The organism is Frigoribacterium sp. CFBP 8759 (assembly GCF_014841655.1).
Lineage (GTDB): Bacteria > Actinomycetota > Actinomycetes > Actinomycetales > Microbacteriaceae > Frigoribacterium.
On record NZ_JACYUH010000003.1, the window covers coordinates 35,328 to 58,302 of the forward strand.

Below are 22,975 nucleotides of genomic sequence, written 5' to 3' on the forward strand. Positions count from 1 at the left end.
CTCTCCCTCTCACCACCGGAGCACCGTGCACCTGCTGTCCGTCTTCAGCCTGCGCAACCGCGCGCTGATCGCCCTCGTCACCATCGTCGTCGCCGTCTTCGGCGGCATCGCCCTCACCTCGCTCAAGCAAGAGCTCGCGCCCAACGTGCAGTTCCCGCAGATCGCGATCGTCAGCTCGTACCCGGGGGCCACGCCCGAGGTCGTCAACGAGGACGTCTCGACCCCGATCGAGCAGGCCGTCCAGATCATCCCCGGGCTCGAGGGCACCTCGGCGACCTCGAGCACCTCGCAGAGCACGGTCTCGGCCGAGTTCACCTACGGCACCGACCTCGACTCGGCCGAGCAGAAGATCCAGTCGGCCATCAACCGGCTCTCGCTGCCCGACTCCGTCGACACCCAGGTGGTCACGGGCAGCCTCGACGACCTGCCCGTCATCCAGATCGCCGTCACCGGCTACGACTCTGCCGACTCGCAGGCCCTCGTCGACCGGCTGACCACCGTCACGGTGCCCGACCTGCAGAAGCTCGACGGCGTCCGCGAGGCCTCGATCTACGGCGACGCCGGCCAACGCGTCACCATCTCGCCCGACCAGACGGCGCTCGCCGCCGCGGGGCTGACCACGGCCGCCTTCCAGGACGCCCTCGACGCCAACGGCACGCTGATCCCCGGCGGTACCCTCACGCAGGACGGCAAGACGCTGTCCATCCAGGCCGGTCAGAGACTCACGAGCGTCGACGAGATCCGCGCCCTGCCGCTCCTCGGCGGCACCTCGGCCACGACGATCGGCGACGTCGCCGACGTGCAGCTGACCGGCGCACCCGTCACCTCGATCAGCCGCGTCGACGGGCAGGACGCCCTCACGGTCGCCATCACCAAGACCCTCGACGCCAACACCGTCGACGTGTCGCAGACCGTGCGCGACGCCATCCCGGGCCTCGCCTCCGACCTGGGTGACGGCGTGGAGCTGTCGGTGGTGTTCGACCAGGCGCCGTTCATCCAGCAGTCGATCGACGCGCTCGCCGAAGAGGGGCTGCTCGGCCTCGTGTTCGCCGTGATCGTCATCCTGGTCTTCCTGCTGTCGATCCGGTCGACCATCGTCACCGCCATCAGCATCCCGACGAGCGTGCTCATCACGTTCATCGGGCTGCAGGCGGCGGACTACACCCTGAACATCCTGACCCTGGGTGCGCTGACGATCGCCATCGGCCGCGTGGTCGACGACTCGATCGTCGTCATCGAGAACATCAAGCGGCACCTCACCGCGGGCGTCGACCGGCTCGAAGCGATCAAGGTCGGCGTCCGCGAGGTGGCGGGTGCCATCACCGCGTCCACGGTCACGACCGTCGTGGTCTTCCTGCCGCTGGCCTTCGTCGGCAACATCACCGGCGAGCTGTTCCGGCCGTTCGCCCTGACGGTCACCATCGCGCTCGTCGCGTCGCTCTTCGTCGCGCTGACGATCGTGCCCGTGCTGGCGTACTGGTTCCTCCGGGCACCGAAAGCCCACAAGCACGCGCCGGGGGGCGAGGCCGCCGCCGTCGAGGGGGCGACGGTCGAGTCGTTGACGACCCGCGCCTCCGACCCGTCCGACACCCGGCCGCTCGACCGCCTGCGTCGCGCGTACGTCCCGGTGCTGCGGGGCACCCTGCAGCGTCCGGTCGTGACGATCCTCGTGGCGTTGCTCATCCTCGTGGGCACGGGCGCCGTCATCCCCTTCATGAAGACGAACTTCCTCGGGGCGAGCGGGCAGAACACCTTCAGCGTCACGCAGACCCTGCCGCCCGCGTCGAGCCTGCAGACGCAGTCCGACGCCGCCGACCGGGTCGAGCAGGTGCTCGAGGGCGTCGACGGCATCAAGACGGTGCAGCTGACCATCGGCTCGAGCGGGACGTCGATCGCGAGCTTCCTCGGAGGATCGGGCGACAGCACCGTCACCTACTCGATCACCACCGACGAGAGCGCCGACCAGGACGCCCTGCAGGCCGACGTCCGGTCCCGGCTGGACGACGTCACGGACGCGGGCGAGATCGAGGTCTCGGCGTCGAGCGGCTTCGGCACGAGCAACGACATCACCGTCGACGTCACGGCACCCGACCCCGACAGCCTGCAGACCGCGACGGACGCCGTGCTGAAGAAGGTGCAGGGGCTTCCCGGCACCGCCGAGGCCAGCTCCAACCTGCAGGCGGCCCAGCCGGTCATCGGCGTGCAGGTCGACCGCGTCGCGGCCGCGGCCCTCGGCTACAGCGAGGTCGCCGTGGGGGGCATCGTGTCGCAGGCCATCCAGCCCTTCCGGGTGGGGTCGCTCGAGATCGACGACAGCTCGGTCGACGTCTACACGGTCGACCCGACGCCGCCGGCGACCATCGACGAGCTGAAGGCCCTCGAGCTGCCGAGCCCGACCGGGCCCGTGCGCCTCGACTCCATCGCCACGGTCGAGCAGACGACCGGGCCGACCTCCGTTACGACGACCGACGCGGTACGTTCGGCGACCGTGACGATCACGCCGTCGAGCGACGACCTCTCGGCCGCCGGCACCGAGGTGTCCGACGCCGTGGCCGCCGTCGACCTGCCCGACGGGACCGACGCGACCATCGGTGGGGCGACGGCCGACCAGGCCAACGCCTTCTCGCAGCTCGGCCTCGCCGTGCTGATCGCGATCCTGATCGTCTACATCGTGATGGTGGCGACGTTCCGCAGCCTGATCCAGCCGTTGCTGCTGCTCGTGTCGATCCCGTTCGCGGCGACCGGGGCGATCCTGTTGCAGCTCGCCTCGGGCGTGCCGCTCGGGGTGGCATCGCTGATCGGCGTGCTCATGCTCGTGGGCATCGTGGTGACCAACGCCATCGTGCTGATCGACCTCGTGAACCAGTACCGCGAGAAGGGTCTGCGCGTGCGCGAGGCGTTGCTCGAGGGAGCGTCGCGGCGGTTGCGGCCGATCCTCATGACGGCGGCGGCCACGATCTTCGCGCTCACCCCGATGGCGCTCGGCGTGACCGGGCACGGCGGCTTCATCTCGCAGCCGCTCGCCATCGTCGTGATCGGCGGGCTCGTGTCGTCCACCCTGCTGACGCTCGTGGTGCTGCCCGTCATCTACTACCTGTTCGAGCGCATCGGCGAACGCCGGGCCGACCGACGGGCGGCGGAGTCGGGCGAGGGCGCCGCGGGTGCCGAGCGTGCCGAGGGTGCCGAGACGGCTGCCGCCCGGGGGTGACCTCGGTCGGCGTGCCCGAGGAGGCGGGGCTTCCGGTTCGGGGGAGGCTCGGGTATCGTAGGTGGGTCGGCTCAAGACACCGCGCCTGTGGCGCGAGCACATCGGCACCTGGAGGTGCCGATCATGCACAGCTTTGAACAGCACGAGGGTTTGTAAGTCTTGTGGGCCGGATTCCCGTCGAGTCACGACGGGATGAATTCACGATTGTGAACGGTCCTGGTCAATGGCTGCCCGGGTATTTCTTCGCGTCATCTCTGACAAGCCCGGAAAGAACTCCTCCATGTCTCCTTACGACAACTCCCGCCCGCGCACCGACCGCACCGGCGGTGCCCCCAAGGCCGGCTCGAAGAGCCCCAAGCACCGCGGCCACCGCGCCGACGAGGCCGGGGCCCCTGCCCCCAAGAAGCGCTGGGACGCCAGCGAGCGCGCCGACCGCGGACGCCGCGAGTTCGGCACCCGTGACGGCGGCGGCAACCGTGCCCCCGGCGCGGCCCGCTCCGACGACCGCCGCCCCAACTGGGAGCCCCGCGAGAAGCCGGCCGGCGGCAACCGCTTCGGCAACCGCGACTTCGACAGCCGCAACGGCGAGCGTGGCCGCGACGCCGCTCCCCGCTTCGGCCGTGACGGTGGTCGCGAGGCCGCCCGCGGCTACGGCCGCGACGGTGGCCGCGACGCCGCCCGGGGCTCCGACCGCGGACCCCGCTCGTGGGACCGCTCGGACCGCCCCGCACGCGACGATCGCGCTCCCCGCGACGACCGTGGCGCCCGCAGCTACGACCGCAGCGACCGCCCGGCCCGCGACGATCGTGCCCCTCGTTCGTTCGACCGGAACGATCGCCCGGCGCGCGACGACCGTGCCCCTCGTTCGTACGACCGGAACGACCGCCCGGCGCGCGACGACCGCGCCCCTCGTTCGTTCGACCGCAGCGACCGCCCGGCGCGCGACGACCGCACGCGTGACGACCGCCCCCAGCGCTCGTACGGTGACCGTCCCGAGCGCGGTGGCCGCGCCTCCGGTGGTTTCGACCGCGACGCCCGCCCGGCCCGCAGCTTCGACCGCAGCGACCGCCCGGCGCGCGACGACCGCGCGCCCCGCAGCTTCGACCGCACCGACCGCCCCGACCGCCCGGCACGCGTCGGCGACCGCTCGAGCGACTTCTACCCCAAGCGCGACGCGGCGACCCACTACTCGCCCGAGGACGACGTCAAGCTCGAGAAGCTCAAGGCCGAGGTCGTCACCGCGGCCGACGTCGAGGGCGTGAGCTTCGGCGACCTGGGCCTCGGCGACAACATCGAGCGTCAGCTGGCCTCGATGGGTGCCGCGGCTCCGTTCGCGATCCAGGCCGCGACGATCCCCGACGTGCTCGCCGGTCGTGACGTGCTCGGCCGTGGCCGCACGGGTTCGGGCAAGACGATCGCCTTCGGCGCCCCCCTGGTCGAGAAGCTGATGGAGAACAACGGCGCGAAGAACCGCAAGATGGGCCGCAAGCCCCGCGCCCTGATCCTCGCCCCGACCCGTGAGCTCGCCATGCAGATCGACCGCACCGTGCAGCCCATCGCCCGCTCGGTCGGCCTGTTCACCACGCAGGTCTACGGCGGCGTGCCCCAGCAGCGCCAGGTCGGTGCCCTCAACCGCGGCGTCGACATCGTGATCGGCACCCCCGGCCGCATCGAGGACCTCATCGACCAGGGTCGTCTCGACCTGAGCGAGGTCGTCGTGACCGTGCTCGACGAGGCCGACCACATGTGCGACCTCGGGTTCCTCGAGCCGGTGCAGCGCATCATCCGCGAGACCGCGACGGTCCGCCCCGACGGCGCCCGCGCCCAGAAGCTGCTCTTCAGCGCGACGCTCGACAAGGGCGTGGCGAAGCTCGTCGACGAGTTCCTGGTCGACCCGGCCGTCCACGAGGTCGCCGGCGAGGACCAGGCCAGCGCCACGATCGACCACCGCGTGCTCCTGATCGAGCAGCGCGACAAGACCGCGGTCATCGAGCAGCTCGCCTCGGGCGGCGGCAAGACCCTGGTCTTCGCCCGCACCCGCGCCTTCGCCGAGCAGCTCGCCGACCAGCTCGAGGACGCCGGCATCCGCTCGACGAGCCTGCACGGCGACCTGAACCAGGCCCGCCGCACGCGCAACCTCCAGCTGCTCACGAGCGGCAAGGTCAACGTGCTCGTCGCGACCGACGTCGCCGCCCGCGGCATCCACGTCGACGACATCGAGCTCGTCGTCCAGGCCGACATGCCCGACGAGTACAAGACCTACATGCACCGCTCGGGCCGCACCGGCCGCGCGGGCAAGGAGGGCACCGTCGTCACGCTCATCACGCGTCAGCGCCGCCGTCGCATGGAAGAGCTGCTCGACCGCGCCGAGATCGACGCCGAGATGATCGAGGCCCGCTCCGGCGACCGTCTGATCGACGAGCTCGCGGGAGTGCAGGCGTAGCGAGCCCTCCCCGGAGGCTCACACCGCGCCTCCTGCTCTCGGACCCCGTTCCGGACGACGGACCCCGCATCGCGTGGGTCGATCGTTCGGAACGGGGTTCTTCGTCGTGCGGACGCCGTGCGAGGCGGACGAGCCGAGGAGGCGCGCCGCCGGCCCGCGGCGGACGTCCCGTGGACGGGGGCGCGGCGGGCAGGCCGCACGCCCCCTAGTCTCTCGATGTGCCCCCGACCCGCGACCGCCCCGGCCTGCTGCGCGTGCGCCTGGGGAACCGGAGGCGCTGGCACGTCGTCGACCCGTCGCTCGACGCGGCGGCGGCCGATGCGGCGGTGGCCGAGCTGCGGCGGCGGAACTCCGGGACGTACGTCGGGCCGGTGCGGAGGGTGGTGCGGTACGCGCCGCTGCTCGCGTTCGTGCTGGTGGTCGTGGCGGGTGGCGCGGGCATCGACGACGTGGTCGATGCGTTGCAGCTGACCGAGGCGCTGGCGGAGGGGACCGTCAACCTCGTCGGCGGGATCGTCCTGTTCGGCGCCGCTGGTCTCGCCGCGAGGGGGGTGTGGGCGGTGACGACTCCCGACCTGCCGGTACCGGTCACGGCGCCCGGCATCGTCGAGGTGGACGACGACGTACTCGGGTGGGTCACCGACGAGACGCTCGCCTCGGACGTGTGGCGACTGAACGAGGCCGTGTCGTTGTACACGGAACTCGTCGAGGCCTCGTGGACGGTCGAGGAACTCCTCCACGGGTACGTCGACGTGGACGGCGACGGAGCACTGGAATTCGTGGGCGACCCGGGACCTCAGCTCGAGTTACCACTCGACCGCCGCACGGACGCCCGGCCGCTCGTCGCCCTCAGCTCGGCGATCGGCGACGCCGCCGAGGCGCTCCGCGTCGTCGCGGGACCGCTGGGGTTCGACCCCGACCCCGTGCTCATGAGGGACGACGCGGCATGACGGCCTTCGTGAGCGTCGCCCGCGCAGGCGACGAGACCCATTACCTCGTCACCGATCCGTCCGTCCCTCTCGACGCCGCCTTGGAGGTCGTGCGTCGCCGGGCCTTCGTCTCGAACGGTTCGGCGGGCAGGCGCGTGGCCTCCTGGGCAGGCGTGACGCTCGGGGTGGCCGTCGCCTGGTGGCTCGCCTGGGACGTGGCGGGCTTGCGGGAACCACCGTCGTTCGTCGTGCCCGTGGCCGCCGGAGCATCCGCGGGCGCGGCGACGTCGGCGGGTCTCCGTGCCCTCGCCCGCTGGATCGGCGGGCTCGGGACGCGCGGACGGGTGCGTGCCGGGCATCGCTCACGAGCAGAGACGCCCGGCGTCCTCGAGTACGTGCCCGTCGAGGTGCGGCAGTGGGCGGATGCCGGGCACGCCCCCGTGGCGGACGTCGTGGACCTCGCGAGAGCCTGCGTGGCCACGCGATCCGCGCTCACGTCGATCGAGTTGTGGCGCGAGGCGACGTCCGACGGCAGCTGGCCACACGCGGACGCCGTCGTCGGTCCGGTGCTCGCCGCCGAGTACGAGGCGCGCCGGGCCGAGCTCGACGAACTGGCCGCGCGGCTCGGATTCACGGTGCCGACCGACTTCCCGTCGTCCCTCGAGGACTGAACCCGCGCCTCCTGCGTTGGTGAGACCCCGGAAAGTCGTCGAGACACCCGCGCGCGCAAGAGGGTCTCGGCGGATTGCTGGCATTCGGTGGGGCGGCCGGCAGGCGGGCGGCTAGCGGCGGTCGAGCAGGCCGCGCACGTAGGAGGCCTGGCCGAGGTGTTGCACGCAGTCGTTCAGGATGCTGACGAGACGGGCGCCGGCCGTGACCGGAGGGTCCCAGGCCTCGTCGACCACGTCGTCGTACGAGGCGCCGTCGAGGTCGTCGAGGTAGCCGCGCGTCCGCAGCGTCACGGCCTCGAGGTAGCCGATCAACAGCTCGGCGTCGACCCGCACCGCGGCCACGTCGGCCGGGGACATGCCGTAGCCCATCTCGGCGGGCGAGAACGGCAGCGCGAACGACTCGGCCCAGCCGTCGGCCGTCCAGACCTGCTCCGACGCGGCGAGGTCGGCGATCTGGACGTCCTGCCCCCGCGCGGTGTGCCAGACGAGCCAGGCGATCGTGTTCGCCTCGTCGTCGGGGCGCCAGGCGAGGTCGTCGACCGAGAGGTCGGCGACCGCCCGCACGGCGATGGCGGGGAGGCGCGAGAAGGCTTCGACGAGGACGTCCGAGGGGGTCATCGACCCACCCTACGACCGGCCGCGCGCGCCCGTGCGGGTCACCAGGACCATCCGGACGACACCGAACCACCGACGTGGCGTCGAACCACCGGAGTGCGTGGTTCGACGCCACATCGGTGGTTCGACCCGGCGGTGGCGGTGGCGGTGGCGGCGGTGGCGGCGGGGGCGGTGGTGGTCGCTCAGCCGACGGCGTCGTCGCCGGCCGCCGCGCGCGTCAACGAGTCGCCGATCGCACGCATCGCCGCCGCGAGGAAGTCGAGGTGGTTCGGGTCGACCGCGTCGCGGAACGCCCGGCGGTAGAAGTCGTGGATCTGGTCGATCGCCTCGCGTCCGGCCGGGGCCAGTTCGAGCAGCACGCTCCGCCGGTCGGAGGGGTGCGGCTGGCGCGAGATGTACCCGCCGCTCTCGAGCCGGTCGACCAGGCTGGTCGTCGCCCCGGTCGACAGCTCGAGGAACTCGGCGGCGCGCTTCGGGGTCGTGTCGTGGTCGGTGGCGATGAAGGTCAGGCAGCGGAGGTCGGTGGTGCCCATGCCGAAGTGGTCGGCGACGACCTTCTGCACGCGCTCGCCCTGTCGCTGCAGCGACGCGTACGCCGAGAGCACGAGGGTCACGTCGAACTGGCCCTCGTCGTCGAGGGGCGGAGGGGAGCCGGCGGGCGGCTGAGGGGAGACGTCGGACATGGTGGGCTCTCTGCTGGCGGGACGGCGACGCGAGGACGGAGCGAAGACGAGGAGGCGCGGCGACGGACGCCACGGAGGCCACGATACCTCGCCGAGTGAGTTGTTCGAGCTTCGAATCACCCACCCCCGCGCAGCGAATGCCCAGCGCGCGGTCGTTGCCTTCCCCTTGTCGGGCGAGTATCTTCAAACCCAAGCAACTCGACGGCGGTATCGTCGCTCGAGCAGCTCGACCCGCCGCCGATGGTTCTCCCCCTGTGATCGGCGGCGGCCCGCACGGCCCGTGGCCCTGCGCGGATCGGGTGGTGGTCGACCGTGAATCGACCGCCACCTCCCAGGGGCGGAGGCGGCCCGACCGCCCCCGCCCCGGGGCGCCGCCCCTACCTCGCGATCGGGTTCGCCAGCGTCCCGGCGAAGATCAGCGACGACGACTGCGCCGCGAGGTCGACCATCTGGCGCGTGTCGCGCAGCTGCAGCCGGTTGAGGCAGGAGTGGTCGAAGCGCGCCGCCCGCAGGTCGACCGACCCCGGCAGGTCGGGGTGCTCGTCGGCGTGCCGTTCGACGCACTCGGCCACGAGCGCCCAGAACCGGGCCGCGGGCAGCACGCCGTCGCCGTCGAGGATGGCGGCCAGGTGTCGGAACACCCCGTCGAACACGTCCGTGAACACCGCCAACGCCTTCTCGCGGTCGTCGACCGCGTGCACGGTCCGCCGCACCGCCTCGGGGACCTCGCGCGGGGCGACGACGACGATCTCCTCGCCGATGTCCTTCATGAACGCGGCCGTCGGCACGCACCCCTCGAGCACGAGGATGACGTTCTCGCCGTGCGGCATGAACGCCAGGTCGTGCGCCCGCAGGCAGTGCACCACCGGTCGGAGGTAGGCGTGCAGGTACGACCGCAGCCAGTCCTCGGCCGACAGCCCCGAGGCCTTCACGAGGGCCGAGGCGAGTGCGTCGCCGGCACCGTCGCGGTGCAGCAGTGCCGCCATCGTGGCGAGCCGCTCACCCGGGCCGACCAGCGGCACCGGGCTCTCGCGCCAGAGCGCGGCGATCATCTTCCGGTGCGGCGACGACGTCGTCGTCCGGTGGTAGGCGTCACCGGTGTAGCCGACGGAGGCGCGCTCCCTCAGGACCCGGAACCGCGCCTCCTGCAGGGTCGCGTCGGTGTGCACGAGGTCGTGCACCCAGTCGTTGATCGCGGGCGTCGGCCTCATGTAGGCCGGCGAGAGGCCGCGGACGAAGCCCATGTTCTGGATCGCCAGCGCCGTCTTGACGTAGTGCCGGTCGGGCCGGCTGCGGTTCGCGAAGGTGCGGATCGACTGCTGCGCCTGGTACGTGTCGTCGCCCTCGCCGAGCAGCACGAGGTCACGCCGGGCGACGTCGGGGGCGAACGAGATCGAGACGCGGTGCTGCCACTGCCACGGGTGCACCGGCAGGTAGTGGAACGCGGCCGGGTCGAGGCCCTTCGCGGCGAGGGTGGCGTCGAACCGGGCGACGCTCTCGGGGCCCAGCTCGGCCTGCCACAGCGTCCTCTCGTCGAGTCCGGCGCCGAGTGCGAGGTGCGTCACCGACCGACGCGCCGCCAACCAGACCAGCCGGACGGGAGCCGCGGCCTCGGGGGAGAAGGCGTGGAACTCGTCGAGTCCGAGGCCGATGCGCCCGGCGTTCGCGACGAAGCCCGGGTGCCCCTCGGTCATCGCCGCCTCGACCGTCTGGAAGTCCGCGGTGGTCAACCGCTCGGCGGTCGGGCCGCCCCGGTGACGTTTGTAGGCGGCGCTCGCCAGGGTCGACGAGACCTCCTCGAGGTAGGTGGCGAGCAGCGACTCGGGGATGCCGAGCAGGTCGTCCAGCTCGACGACCAACGCGAGGGCGTCGAGGGGCTCGGGGCGGTCGTCGATCGTGCGGGTGACCGTCGTGTCGTCGATCGCCCAGTGCTCGAGGGCCAGCCGGCGGGCCGTGAACCGGTAGTCGATCCGGTGGCCGTCGTGGTCGAGGGCGACCCGCCAGGCGCCGTCCGTCGCAGCGGCGTCGGCGTCGTCGTCGTCGACTGCGGGGGCGGTCGCGGCGTCGTCGTCGGCCACCGGGGCGATCAGCCGCTCGTGGGCGAACTCGCTCAGCGCCTTGGTCACCAGGTGCCGATGAGCCCAGTCCACGGGGCCGGGGGCGAGGTGCGCCGCCGCCCGGTCGTGTCGCGTCAGGACCGAGAGCCGAGCCGTCTTGTCGGGCAGCTCGACGTCGCCGAGTGCCCGGAACCCCACCTCGTCGTTCTTCGCCGCGATGCGGTCGTTGGTCACGTCGGGCTCGACGACGATGCGCCTCGCCCGCTCGATCTCGAAGACGAAGTCGACGACGCTCGCCATGACGGCGCTGGTCAGGCCGTGCACCCGCTGCCCGCGCGGGGGAGCGACGAGCAGGTGCATGCCCACGTCTCCGGGCTCGGCGTCGTGCACCTCGGTCAGCAGCACCTCGGCCGGGTCGTAGGTCTCGACGAAGAACGTCGGCTCGCCGTCGACCCGCCCGAGCCAGGCCTGCTGGTGCGGGTCGGCGTCGATCGCGGCCAGGTAGGCGCGCACCTCGTCGGTGCTCAGGCCCGCCATCTGCCAGGCGGCCGATGCCGGGTGCGCCAACCACCGGCGGAGGCAGACGGCGTAGGGGTCCGCGGCGAACGGCTCGATCGTGACGAGACCGCAGGAGGCGCGGCGCGAGAACGCCACGCCCGTCGCCCCCTCGTCGGTGCGGGACGGCAGCGCGGGTGCCGCGGATGCTGCGGGCGCCGCGGCGGATGCTGCGGGTGCAGTGGGCGCCGCGGGCGAGGCTGCTGGCGCGAGTTCGGGCGCGAGCGCCTCGGTGTCGTGGGTGGTGCTCATCGGGTGACCCGCGCCTCCTCGGTCGGTGTCGGTGTCGGCGTCGGTGTCGCTGTCGCGGTCGGCCCGTCGGGCCGGCCGAAGGTCTGGAAGGCGATGCGGCGCTCGATCGGGTAGGCCTCGCGGCCGGTGATCGAGGCGATGATGCTCGAGTTGCGCCAGGCGCCGAAGCCGAGGTCGGGGGCGGTGAGGCCGTGGGTGTGCTCCTCGGCGTTCTGGACGAACAGCCGTCCCCGGCCCCCGTCGATCGAGTAGTCCCGGGCCACGGCGAGGCGGCCGAGGTCGTCGCGGTCGACCCGGTCGCCGAGGGCGTCGAGGAACGACGGCAGCCGTGCGGCGTAGCCCGTCGCGACGACGAGCGCGTCCGTGCGGCGGGTGGTCGTCGTGCCGAGCTGCGCGTGCCGGACCGTGATCTCGAGCTGCTCGTCGGCGTCGATCCACCGGGCGTCGACCAGCTCGGTCTCGGTCAGCAGGGTCGAGTCGACCGGCCCGTCGACGCTCAGCCGGTAGAGCGTGTCGTACACGTCGTCGACGAGGTCGCCGCTGATGCCCTTGTAGAGGCTGCGCTGTTCGCGGCCGAGGCGGTCGCGGGTCTCGCGCGGCAGCGAGTGGAAGTGGTCGGTGTACTCCGGGCTGGTGAGCTCGAGCGTGAGCTTCGTGTACTCCATCGGGAAGAACCGCGGCGAACGGGTGACCCAGTCGAGCCGGTGCCCCGGTCGGTCGCCGACGCGGGTCGTGTCGAGCAGGTCGCGGTAGATCTCGGCGGCCGATTGCCCGCTGCCGACGATCGTCACCGAGTCGGCGGCGCCCAGGCGGTCGCGGGCCGTCAGGTAGTCGGCGCTGTGCACGACCCGGCCGTGGGCGTCGCCCCGGCCGTGGGCGTCGCCCCGGTCGGCGAGGCGCTGCAGCGGCTCGGGGAGGCGCGGCTCGGTTCCCACCCCCAGCACGACGTGTCGGGCGTGCCAGGTCTCGACGGCCTGGTCGGCAGCACGTCGCGAGGTCACGACGTACGTCCCGTCGGGCTGTTCGTCGACGCTCGTGACGCGTCGACCCCACCGCAGGGTGTCGAGCTGGCCGGCGACCCAGCGGCAATAGGCGTCGTACTCCGCGCGGAGCGGGGAGAACTCCTCGCGGATGTAGAACGGGTAGAGCCGCCCGGTCGCCTTCAGCCAGTTCAGGAACCCGAAGCGCGAGGTCGGGTCGGCCATCGTCACGAGGTCGGCCAGGAACGGCACCTGGATCGTGGCGCCCTCGATCATCATGCCGGGGTGCCAGGCGAAGCCGTCGTTCTCGTCGAGGAACACCGCGTCGACGTCGTCGAGCGGGTCGGTCAGGGCGGCCAGTCCGAGGTTGAACGGGCCGAGGCCGATGCCGACCAGGTCGTGGAGGCGCGGGGCGTCGCGCGGGGTGGCGGCGGCTGCGGCCGCAGCGGTGGCGGCGGTCATCGGGCGACCTCCGTCCCGGCGGCGACGAGGGCGGGGGCGTCGCTCTCGAGCAGGGCCCACGAGGAGGCGCGGACCAGCTCGAGCACGCCCCTCACGTCGTCGAGACCCGCGTCCGGGTTGAGCAGCGTGAGCTTGAGGCAGGGACGCCCGTCGACCACGGTCTTCGCGACGATCGCCCTGCCGGACTCGAAGAGCACGCGTCGGACGAGCGGGACGAGCCGGTCGGCGGTGGCGTCGTCGACGCCGGCCGGCTGCCAGCGGAACAGCGCCGTGCTGAGCTGGGTCTCGGCGAGCAGCACGAACTCGTCGTCGCCCCGCAGCAGGTCGTGGGCGCCGGTCGCGAGGTCGATCACCCGGTCGACCAGCTCGCCGACGCCGTCGGCGCCGAGGGCGCGGAGCGTCGCCCAGAGCTTGAGCGCGTCGAACCGTCGGGTGGTCTGGAGCGATTTCGAGACCTGGTTCGGTTCGGGGTCGGTGAGCGGGTTGAGGTAGTCGGCGTGCCAGGCGACCGGGTCGAGGTCGTGCCCGTCGCGCACGATGAGGGCGCTCGACGACACCGGCTGGAAGAACGTCTTGTGGAAGTCGACCGTGACCGACCGGGCGTGCTCGATGCCGTCGAGCAGGTGCCGACGCGTCGGCGACACGAGCAGGCCACCGCCGTACGCCGCGTCGACGTGCAGCCACACGCCCGTGCGGTCGCAGACCTCGGCGACGGCGGCGAGCGGATCGAGGCAGCCGCGATCGGTCGTGCCGGCGGTCGCGACGACGGCGACCGGCAGGTGTCCAGCCTGCACGAGGGCGTCCAGGGTGACCGCGAGGGCCTCTGGTCGCATCCGACCGGCGTCGTCGGTGGGGACGGTCACGACGGCGTCCTCGCCGAGGCCGAGCAGCCGAGCCGACTTCTGCACGCTGAAGTGGCTCTCGGCGGTGGCGACCACGACCATGCGGCCGAGCAGGTCGTGCAGTGCCGTGGCGCGCGGGACGGGTCGGTGGCCGGGGGCGGCGGTGTCCCGCAGCCGCGCCTCCTCGTCCCTCGCGTCGGCGCGGGCGCGCGCCGTGGCGTGCTCGCGGGCGAGCAGCAGGGCGTGCAGGTTCGACTGCGTGCCGCCCGAGGTGAAGACGCCGTCGCGGGTGGCGGGGTCGAAGCCGATGCGCTCGGCGGTCCAGTCGACGAGGCGACGCTCGATCAGGGTGCCGACGGCCGACTGGTCGTAGGTGTCCACCGAGGGGTTGACGGCGGCGAGCACGGCCTCGGCGGCGACCGCCGGGAGGGCGACCGGGCAGTTGAGGTGCGACTGGTAGGCGGGGTCGTGGAACCAGACGGCGTTCGCCGTGAAGAGTTCGTCGACCTCGCGCAGGGCGTCGTCGAGGCCGGTGCCCGGGGCGTCCAGGTCGACGGCGTCGACGAGGTGTTGCAGGTGCGCACGGCTCTCGCCCGAGAAGGGTTGGCGCGTCGTGCGGAAGCGGTCGGCGATCCGGGCGACGGCGGCGCCGGTGAGGCGCTCGTACTCGTCGGCGGTCGCGGTGGTCAGCAGTGCGGACGCGTGGCGTTCGGACACGGGTCTCCTTCGGATCGTGGAGCGGTGGGGCAGGGCGCGGTATCGCGCGTCGTGCGGGTGGTGCGGGTGGTGCGGGTGGTGCGGGTGGTGCGGGTGGTGCGGGTCGTGCGGGTGGCTCGACGTCGGTGTGCCCGTCGGAGGCGTGGTCGTCGACGTCGGATGCGACCCGCGGTTCGTTAGGTTAGCCTTACCTTATGTCGACCCGCCGTCCGCCCGTCAAGCCCGCCGACCCCCGAGTGCACCGCCTCGAGGTGCTGCGTTCCGAGCGCGTCTCGCCGAGCTTCCAGCGCGTCACCGTCGTCGGCGACGACCTGCACGAGTTCGGCGGCATGGGCTTCGACCAGTGGTTCCGGCTGTTCTTGCCGGTGCCCGGCAGCGACTCGTTGAGGCTGCCGCGGGCGACCACGTCGCTCTGGTACGCGCAGTACCTGGCGATCCCCGAGGCCGAGCGGCCGCACTGCGCGAACTACACGGTGCGCGAGTTCCGGCCGGCGGGTTCGGCCGGGACGGAAGCGGGTGCCGGTGTGGGTGCGGGTGCGGGGGCGGCCGGCGCGGGTGCCGGTGCGGCCGGTGCGGGCGGGGCCTCGCGCGCCGAGCTCGACATCGACTTCGTGCTGCACCGCGGCGGGTCCGGCGAACTCGAGGGAGGCGCGGCGATCTGGGCCTGCGCCGCCCGCCCCGGCGACGCCCTCGGCCTGCTCGACCAGGGCGTGCTGTTCAACGCCCCCGACGACGCGACCGAGATCCACCTGGTCGCCGACGAGACCGGCTTGCCGGGGACGGAGGGCATCGTGCGGTCGCTGCACCGCGCCTCCGTGGGGTCGGTGATCCAGGAGGTGCCGACCCGGGCCGACGTGCGGCCACTCGACGTGCCGGACGGCGTCGAGGTGACGTGGGTGGTGCGGGACGAGCTCGACGCCCGGGCGCTCGGCGCCCTGGGGTCCGGCAGCCGGCCGCTCGGCGGCGACGACGACGTAGACGGTCGGGGTGCCGGGGGTGCCGAGGGTGCCGGGGGTGTCGCGCCCGGGGAGGGGGCGCTCGCCGCGCTGCTGGCCCGGTCGGCGGCCGACCCGGGGGCCTACGCCTACGTCGTGGGTGAGTCCGCGCTGGCGACCAGCGGACGGCGGCACCTGCACGCGGCAGGGCTGCCGAAGAACCGCATCACGTTCTCGGGGTACTGGAAGCGCTGAGTCCGGGACCCGCCACCGAGGTCGCACCACCGTCGCGTCGGGGAACCACCTTCTCGCGTGGTTCGACGACGCGACGGTGGTGCGACGTGGTCGTGGTCGCGGACGAGGGCGCTCGAGGGCGAACCGGTCACGAGGCCTCGGTCACCAGTCGCGGTCACCAGGCCGCGGTCACCAGGCCGCGGGCAGCGGGTCGCCGGCCGCGGGCGGGTGCTCGACGAGGGCGACGGCGTCGTCGCGGTCGACGTGGCCGGGGAAGTTGTAGCGCGCGAACCGGCCGGTCGGGTCGTGGATCGAGGTCGGCATGGCGACGGAGGTGCGGCGCAGCGCCTCCGCCAACACGGCGGTCGAGGTCGGGTCGAGGGTCGCGTCCTTCCGGTCGCGCAGGATGAAGTCGACCCGCGCCTCCTTGGCGGTCAGGCGGAGCACGAGCACGCGGCCGCCGTTGCCGACCGGGGCCGTCGTCAGGACGGCACGGTCGACCCTGACCAGGGGGACGGGGCGGCGGGTGCCGGCGCGCAGCTGCCCGGAGTCGAGGTCGATCCAGGGCTGCGGGGCCCGGGCGTTCCGGATCACCGTGATCAGCGCGAAGATCCCGACCGTCACCCCGACGGCCACCAACAGGGCGAGATCCCACCGGAAGCTGATCTCGGCGATGCGGAAGACGAACTGGACTGCCTGGATCGCCGCGAAGAAGGCGAACGCGGTCGTCGCCCCGACCCACGTCGACCACCAGCGGCGCTCGCCGACGCGCACCCAGCCGTGCGGGAGCTCGGTGGGTGCCGGTTCGGCGGGTGCCGGGTCGTCGGGAGGCGCGGGCGCGTCGTCGGGATCGCTCACCTCGCCGACGCTAGCGCGTCCCGGGGGCGCGAGTCGCACCGTCGACTGAACGTCGCACCGCGAACATCGGCGGTGCGACGGTCAGCGGACGGTGCGATGCGAGCCCGCGGCGCGGCGCGGGGGAGCCGAGGAGGCGCGGGTCAGCCCCGCAGGACGCGCACCTCCCAGGGCGCGAGCGTCAGCCCGCCCCCGCCGGGCACGTTGCCGATCACGACCTGCGGCACGGACCGGCGCCGCAGCGCCGGGTGGAGCGCCGGGTCGAGCTCGTACGCCTCGCCCGACCAGTTCGCCAGCACGAGCAGCTGCTCGTCGCCGAGCGTGCGGGTGAACGCGTAGAGCCGCTCGTCGTCCGGAGCGAGCAGCTCGAACGACCCGAGCGCCACCACGGGCGACTCGTGCCGCAGCGCGATCAACCGCCGGTAGTGCTCGAACACCGAGCGGTCACCCGCCGCACGGTCGGCGTCGACGTTCACGGTGTCGTGGTTCGCGACCACCTCGATCCACGGGGTGCCGGTGCTGAAGCCCGCCGCCGCGCCTCCCGACCACGGCACGGGGGTGCGCGCGTTGTCGCGGCTGCGGAAGCGCAACGCCTCGAGCAGGCCCTCGGGGTCGGCCCCCGCCGCGACCGACTCGTCGAACCAGTTGATCGACTCGATGTCGCGGTACTGCTCGACCGCGGTGAACCCGGCGTTCGTCATGCCGATCTCGTCGCCCTGGTAGACGTACGGTGTGCCCCGGTGCAGGTGCAGCACGGTGGCGAGCAGCGTCGCCGACTCGAACCGGTACCGGCCGTCGTCGCCGAAGCGCGAGACCGACCGCGGCTGGTCGTGGTTGCCGAGGTAGAGGCTGTTCCAGCCCTGGTCGGCGAGGCCCTCCTGCCACCGCGACAGCGAGCGCTTGAGCGCCACGAGGTCGAACGGCAGGTTGTCGAACTTCGAGGCCGGTCCGTGGTCGAGGCCGACGTGCTCGAACTGGAACACCATGTCGAGCTCGTGCCGGTCGGCGGCCGTGAACAGCCGGGCGTCGTCGACCGTCACCCCCGGCATCTCGCCCACCGTGATCAGCTCGCGGTCGGTGCGGTGGGCGAAGACCTCGCGGTGCATCTCGCGCAGGTGGTCGTGGATCTGCCCGCCCATGACGAAGTGCGAGGCTCCGGGCGCCAGCGACGAGGGCTCCTTCGCGATGTGGTTGATCACGTCCATGCGGAACCCGTCGACGCCCCGGTCGAGCCAGCGGTTCATCATGTCGTAGACGGCCCGGCGCAGGTCGGGGCTCTCCCAGTTGAGGTCGGGCTGCTTCGACGCGAACATGTGCAGGTAGTACTGGCCGGTGGGCTCGTCGAGGGTCCAGGCCGGGCCGCTGAAGGCGCTGCGCCAGGCGGTCGGGTGGGTGCCGGCCCCGGGCGTGCCCGCGGCGTCGGTCCCCTCGCCCGACGGCAGCGGGTCGCGCCAGAGGTACCAGTCGCGCTTGGGGGAGTCGCGCGACGACCGGGCCTCGACGAACCACGGGTGTTCGTCGCTCGTGTGGTTGACGACGAGGTCCATGACCAGCTTCATGCCGAGTGCGTGCACCTCGTCCATCAGGGCGTCGAACTCGGCGAGCGTGCCGAACAGCGGGTCGACGTCGTCGTAGTCGCTGATGTCGTACCCGTTGTCGGCCTGGGGCGAGCGGTAGATCGGCGACAGCCAGATCACGTCGACCCCGAGGTCGTGCAGGTGACCGAGCCGCTGCCGGATGCCGCCGAGGTCGCCGACACCGTCGCCGTTCGAGTCGGCGAAGCTGCGCGGGTAGATCTGGTAGACCGTCGCGGTCGTCCACCAGGCGGGAGGGGCGGTGACGGGCGGGGCGTCGTGCGCCGCGCCTCCGGCGGTCGTGGGGGTGGTGTCGTTCGTCGTCGAGTCGCTCACCGGCCCAGCCTGTCACGGCCGGCCTCGGCCGCGCCGCGGCACCGAGACCCCAGGGGCATCGGGGGCTCAGGAGGCGCGGGGACGGAGGCGGGGAGGCGCGGGTGCGGAGTCAGGGCGCGGCGCGGCCGAGCTCGCGTTCGAGCAGCTCGAGGTCGATCTTGACGTGCTCGCGGGCGATGGCCGCGGCGTCCGCCGCACGCCCGTCGCAGATCGCGGCGACGAGCGCCTCGTGGTCGGCGAGGGCGCGCAGCTCCATCTCGCGCATGCCGTCCGGCCCGCCCCAGAGGTGCGCCGGCGCCGAGATGCTCACGCGGGCCTCGAGGTCGAACAGCACCCCGCGCAGCGTGGCGTTGCCGGCGGCCTCGGCGATCGCGACGTGCAGGGCCTCGTCGGCCTTCTGCGACGCGAGGCCCGACGCGGCGCCGCGGTAGCCCTCGAGCCGGTCGTGCAGTCGGTCGACGTCGTCCGGGGTGCGGTTCTCGGCCGCGGCCTCGGCGACGACGCCGTGCAGTCGGCTGATCGCCTCGCTCGTGTCGCGCAGGTCGGACCAGCGCGCGGCGAGCGTGCGGCGCACGACGTCGGTGCCCGACCCCGGTGCCGGCGCCTGGACGAACGAGCCGCCGCCGCGCCCGCGTTGCGTCACGATCAACCCCTGCTCGACGAGTCGGGCCAGGGCGGCCCGCACGGTCATGCGGCCGACCCGCAGCGAGGCGGCGAGGTCGCGCTCGGCGGGCAGGCGCGAGCCGGGCAGGTACTCGCCGATCGTGATGGCCGTGACGAGGCGGTCGGTGAGGTCGTCGACCCGGGTCGTGGGGGCGAGAGGGGCCCCGAGGGCGCCACCGAGGCCGCCGTCGACCGCGACGTCCGAGCGCGCGCCGCCCGCGCCTCCTCGGCTGTCGTCCTGGCCCATCGCGTCCCCGTCCCTGCTCGACGACCCGTCCTGTGCGGAGCCGTCGAGGTCTCGTCGTGTTACGAGCAGATTAAGGCATCGCGAAAGGTCTTGTCGCGAGACCTTAGCCGGGTGCATGCTCACCGGCATGTCCACGATCACCACCGGCACCGCCGCCTTCCACGACGCCGAGACCTGGTACCGGGTCACCACGCCCGATGAGCCGCGCGAGGGTGCGCTGCCCCTCGTCGTGGTGCACGGCGGCCCGGGGATGGCCCACGACTACCTGCGCAACCTCGAGGCCCTCGCCGACGAGACCGGCCGCACCGTCGTGCACTACGACCAGCTCGGCTGCGGCCGCAGCACCCACCTGCCCGACGCGCCCGTCGACTTCTGGCAGCCGAGCCTCTTCGTCTCGGAGTTCGCCAACCTCGTCGCCCACCTCGGACTCGAGCGGTACCACCTGCTCGGCCAGTCGTGGGGCGGCATGCTCGGGGCCGAGATCGCCGTGACGACACCGGACGGGTTGGCGAGCCTGGCCATCTGCAACTCGCCCGCGTCCATGCAGCTCTGGGTCGAGGGCGCCGCCGAGCTGCGCGACCAGCTGCCGACCGACACCCAGGAGGCGCTGGCACGCCACGAGGAGGACGGCACGACCACCGACCCCGAGTACCTCGCCGCCACCCAGGCGTTCTACGAGCGGCACGTCTGCCGCGTGGTGCCCATGCCGCAGGACTTCGTCGACAGCGAGGAGCAGATGGAGGCCGAGCCGACGGTCTACCACACGATGAACGGGCCGAACGAGTTCCACGTCATCGGCACGCTGCGCGACTGGACCGTCGTCGACCGCCTGCCGGCGATCACGATGCCGACCCTCGTCGTCGCGGGCGAGTTCGACGAGGCGACTCCCGCCACCTGGCAGCCCTTCGTCGACGGCATCGCCGACGTCCGGTCGCACGTGTTCGCCGGTGCCAGCCACTGCTCACACCTCGAACAGCCCGAGGAGTTCCGGGCCGTCGTCGCGCCGTTCCTGGCGGCGCACGACGAGCTGCGCGACGCCGGGCGCGCCTCCTGACCGGCGTGGGCCGCGCCTCCTGAACCGACGCGGCCCGCGCCTCCCGCCCCCCGACCCGCACCGATCCGCACCGATCCGCGTCCCACCCGCACCCCCGACCCGCACCCACCCGATCCGCACCGACCCGATCCCCACCCGAGCGAGAGAGCACACCATGTCCCTGCCCACGAAGGCCGCCTCCGGCGGTGAGCTGAGCAACCAGCAGCAGCTCGAGCAGTACGGCTACAAGCAAGAACTCAAGCGGTCGGTCTCGACCGTCGACCTGCTCATCTACGGCTTGATCTTCATGGTGCCGATCGCGCCCTGGGCGATCTTCGGCACCGTCTACAACGCCTCCTCGGGCATGGTGCCGCTGGTCTACCTGGTGGGCCTCGTCGCGATGATCTTCACCGCGCTCGCCTACGCGCAGATGGCCAAGTCGATCCCGCTCGCCGGGTCGGTCTTCTCGTACGTCGGGCGGGGCATCCACCCCGTGGCCGGGTTCTTCGCCGGCTGGGCCATCCTGCTCGACTACCTGCTCGTGCCGACGCTGCTCTACGTCTTCGCCGCCGAGTCGATGATCGGCATCTTCCCGGGCACCGCCCGCTGGATGTGGGCACTGATCTTCGTCGCCGTCAACACCGCCGTGAACCTGCTCGGCATCAGCTCGATCAAGCTGATGAACCGGGTGTTCCTCGCCATCGAGGTCGTCTTCATCGTGATCTTCGTCATCATCGCCGTGACCGCGCTCAACGGCGGCACGATCCCCGGTGCCGAGTTCACGACCGACCCGATCTGGGACTCCAGCAAGGTCACCGCCCCCCTGATCGCCTCGGCGTTGTCGATCGCCGTGCTGAGCTTCCTCGGCTTCGACGGCATCTCGACCCTCGCCGAGGAGAGCACCGGCAAGCGCGGCGGGGCCGGCAAGGCCATGATCATCGCGCTGTTCATCGTGGCGTTCTGCTTCATCCTGCAGACTTGGCTGGCCAGCGCGCTGGCCGGCGGCCGCGACTCGTTCCCCGAGGGCGAGGCCGGGAACGCCTTCTTCGACCTCGTGCGCGAGGCGTCGAACAGCGGGTGGGCGACGGCGTTCTTCGTCGTCAACGTCTTGGCCGTCGGCATCGCGAACGCCATGGCCGCCCAGGCCGCGACGTCGCGCCTGCTGTTCTCGATGAGCCGCGACGGGCAGCTGCCGGCCTTCCTCTCGAAGATCAACACGCGTCAGGTGCCGCAGGCCGCGATCCTCGTCGTGTCCGCGCTCTCGGCCGTGCTCGTGCTGTTCTTCGTCGGCCAGATCGACGTCATCTCGTCGCTGGTCAACTTCGGGGCGCTGTTCGGCTTCATGCTGCTGCACGTGTCCGTCGTGGTGCACTACGTCGTGAAGAAGAAGTCGCGCAACTGGTTGCTGCACCTCGTCGTGCCCGTGGTCGGGTTCCTGATCATCGGCTACGTGCTGGTCAACGCGGCACCCGAGGCCAAGATCGGCGGGCTCGTCTGGCTGGTGCTCGGCGCGGGCGTGTTCCTCTACTACCGCAGCCGAGGAGGCGCGGCGCCGTCCCTCGGGCAGGGTGCGGACGAGCCGGCGGTCACGTCGGTGCCCGCGGCCGACTCGGAACGGCGCGACGCATGACCGCCGAGGACGCCGCCCGCGACGGGATCGACCACTTCCTCGGCAAGGAGCACGGTCGCCCCGGTTTCACGGCCACGGTGCCGCCGGCCCTGCGCATCGAGCCGGGTACCGGCGAACGCATCGGGTTCGAGACGAGCGACGCGGTCTACGCCGAGCTGCACCGACACCACGACCTCGCGGAGCTGTCCGTGCCGATCAACCCGGTCACCGGGCCGGTCTACGTCGAGGGCGCGAAGCCGGGCGACGCGCTCGCCGTCACGGTGCACGAGATCCGACTCATCGAGCACGGCTGGTCGGTCAGCCTGCCCGGGTCCGGGGCCCTGCAGCACGTCATGGGCGACGAGATGTTCACCCGCCGCGTGCCGATCGACTCCGACGGGGTGCACGTCACCGACCGGCACGTCTTCGAGGCCCGCCCGATGATCGGCTGCATGGGCACGGCGCCCGCCGAGGGCGAGAACTCGACGATCATGCCCGCGTACGCCCAGGGCGGCAACATGGACGTCACCGAGAACACGGTCGGGTCGACGGTCTACCTCCCGGTCATGGTCGAGGGGGCGTACCTGTCGATCGGCGACGTGCACGCGATCATGGCCGAGGGCGAGTCGTCGTTCGTGGCCATCGAGGCCGAGGGCACGGCGGTCGTCTCGATCGACCTGGTGCCCGGTCTCGGCCTGCGGGCGCCGCGCATCGAGACCGCCGACGACTGGATCTTCGTCGGCCTCGGCGACCCGGTGCAGGAGAGCATCCGCCGCGGGTACGAGGACGCCTTCTCGTTCCTCGTGGACGACCACGGCTGGTCGCGCGGAGACGCCTACGCCGTGCTCAGCGCCGTGGGGCACTCGAGGCTCGGGGGCCCGACCGGCTCGGTCGCCCCCGATCCGCTGCACCCGTTCGACGCCGTCGGCGCGGTCACGCTGCACCGCGTGCCGAAGCACGTGCTGTAGCGCCCGTCGCGCGTGCGCTGCGCGTGCGCTAAGCGTGCACCGCACCGCCGACCGGACGTCGCACCGCCGAATTCGGCGGTGCGACGTCCGGTCCACGGTGCGACAGG

16 protein-coding genes are annotated in these 22,975 nt (G+C 72.5%); 8 read left to right on the plus strand and 8 right to left on the minus strand.

Going from position 1 to position 22,975, the window contains the following annotated elements:
• Nucleotides 1-25: 25 nt before the first annotated feature.
• The 4 genes from IFT79_RS10275 (at nt 26) to IFT79_RS10290 (ending at nt 7,251) form a co-directional block, all read left to right on the plus strand.
• Nucleotides 26-3,208 (plus strand): efflux RND transporter permease subunit, encoded by a 3,183-nt coding sequence (locus IFT79_RS10275; protein ID WP_192124038.1) that lies wholly within the window; start codon nt 26-28, stop codon nt 3,206-3,208.
• Between the two features lie 280 nt (nt 3,209-3,488).
• Complete coding sequence (locus IFT79_RS10280) at nt 3,489-5,651, plus strand: DEAD/DEAH box helicase (RefSeq protein ID WP_192124041.1); 2,163 nt, start codon at nt 3,489-3,491, stop codon at nt 5,649-5,651.
• A 218-nt stretch (nt 5,652-5,869) separates the two neighbouring features.
• Nucleotides 5,870-6,601, plus strand: coding sequence for a hypothetical protein (locus IFT79_RS10285; RefSeq protein WP_123572034.1), 732 nt, complete (start codon nt 5,870-5,872; stop codon nt 6,599-6,601).
• Nucleotides 6,598-7,251, plus strand: a complete 654-nt coding sequence (locus tag IFT79_RS10290; RefSeq protein ID WP_192124043.1) for a hypothetical protein — start codon at nt 6,598-6,600, stop codon at nt 7,249-7,251. Before IFT79_RS10285 ends, IFT79_RS10290 begins: the two co-directional genes overlap by 4 nt.
• Before the next feature lie 111 nt (nt 7,252-7,362).
• Here IFT79_RS10290 and IFT79_RS10295 read toward each other — a convergent pair whose 3' ends face one another.
• The 5 genes from IFT79_RS10295 to IFT79_RS10315 all read right to left on the minus strand — a co-directional run bounded on the left by IFT79_RS10295 (nt 7,363) and on the right by IFT79_RS10315 (nt 14,414).
• On the minus strand, nt 7,363-7,869 hold the full coding sequence (locus IFT79_RS10295) for a mycothiol transferase (RefSeq protein WP_159825830.1): 507 nt from the start codon (nt 7,867-7,869) through the stop codon (nt 7,363-7,365).
• A gap of 179 nt (nt 7,870-8,048) precedes the next feature.
• Entirely contained in the window at nt 8,049-8,549 is a 501-nt protein-coding gene (locus IFT79_RS10300) for a MarR family winged helix-turn-helix transcriptional regulator (protein ID WP_123572037.1), read from the minus strand.
• A gap of 377 nt (nt 8,550-8,926) precedes the next feature.
• Nucleotides 8,927-11,413, minus strand: a complete 2,487-nt coding sequence (locus tag IFT79_RS10305) for a GNAT family N-acetyltransferase (RefSeq protein WP_192124045.1) — start codon at nt 11,411-11,413, stop codon at nt 8,927-8,929.
• Nucleotides 11,410-12,855 carry a lysine N(6)-hydroxylase/L-ornithine N(5)-oxygenase family protein gene (locus IFT79_RS10310; protein WP_192124047.1) on the minus strand — a complete coding sequence of 482 codons (1,446 nt, stop codon included), beginning with the start codon at nt 12,853-12,855 and terminating at the stop codon, nt 11,410-11,412. Before IFT79_RS10310 ends, IFT79_RS10305 begins: the two co-directional genes overlap by 4 nt.
• A complete protein-coding gene (locus tag IFT79_RS10315; protein ID WP_192124049.1) occupies nt 12,852-14,414 on the minus strand; it encodes a pyridoxal-dependent decarboxylase in 1,563 nt (520 codons plus the stop codon). Before IFT79_RS10315 ends, IFT79_RS10310 begins: the two co-directional genes overlap by 4 nt.
• Before the next feature lie 194 nt (nt 14,415-14,608).
• On the opposite strand from IFT79_RS10315, the gene IFT79_RS10320 reads away from it, so the two are divergent.
• A complete protein-coding gene (locus IFT79_RS10320) occupies nt 14,609-15,604 on the plus strand; it encodes a siderophore-interacting protein (protein ID WP_192124052.1) in 996 nt (331 codons plus the stop codon).
• A gap of 168 nt (nt 15,605-15,772) precedes the next feature.
• Here IFT79_RS10320 and IFT79_RS10325 read toward each other — a convergent pair whose 3' ends face one another.
• The 3 genes from IFT79_RS10325 to IFT79_RS10335 form a co-directional block, all read right to left on the minus strand.
• A complete protein-coding gene (locus tag IFT79_RS10325; protein ID WP_056049435.1) occupies nt 15,773-16,441 on the minus strand; it encodes a hypothetical protein in 669 nt (222 codons plus the stop codon).
• Nucleotides 16,442-16,581: 140 nt separating this feature from the next.
• Nucleotides 16,582-18,348, minus strand: coding sequence for an alpha,alpha-phosphotrehalase (locus tag IFT79_RS10330; protein WP_192124054.1), 1,767 nt, complete (start codon nt 18,346-18,348; stop codon nt 16,582-16,584).
• A gap of 109 nt (nt 18,349-18,457) precedes the next feature.
• Nucleotides 18,458-19,258 (minus strand): FadR/GntR family transcriptional regulator, encoded by an 801-nt coding sequence (locus IFT79_RS10335; protein ID WP_173151968.1) that lies wholly within the window; start codon nt 19,256-19,258, stop codon nt 18,458-18,460.
• 127 nt (nt 19,259-19,385) lie between these two features.
• Here IFT79_RS10335 and IFT79_RS10340 point away from each other — a divergent pair, with 127 nt between their 5' ends.
• From IFT79_RS10340 to IFT79_RS10350, 3 genes are all read left to right on the plus strand, one after another.
• A complete protein-coding gene (locus IFT79_RS10340; protein WP_249407979.1) occupies nt 19,386-20,312 on the plus strand; it encodes a proline iminopeptidase-family hydrolase in 927 nt (308 codons plus the stop codon).
• Between the two features lie 154 nt (nt 20,313-20,466).
• Nucleotides 20,467-21,921: an APC family permease gene (locus IFT79_RS10345; protein WP_056049559.1), complete on the plus strand. Its 1,455-nt coding sequence runs from the start codon at nt 20,467-20,469 to the stop codon at nt 21,919-21,921.
• Nucleotides 21,918-22,868 carry an acetamidase/formamidase family protein gene (locus IFT79_RS10350; RefSeq protein WP_192124059.1) on the plus strand — a complete coding sequence of 317 codons (951 nt, stop codon included), beginning with the start codon at nt 21,918-21,920 and terminating at the stop codon, nt 22,866-22,868. The genes IFT79_RS10345 and IFT79_RS10350 overlap by 4 nt, the downstream gene beginning before the upstream one ends.
• The last annotated feature ends 107 nt before the right edge of the window (nt 22,869-22,975 follow it).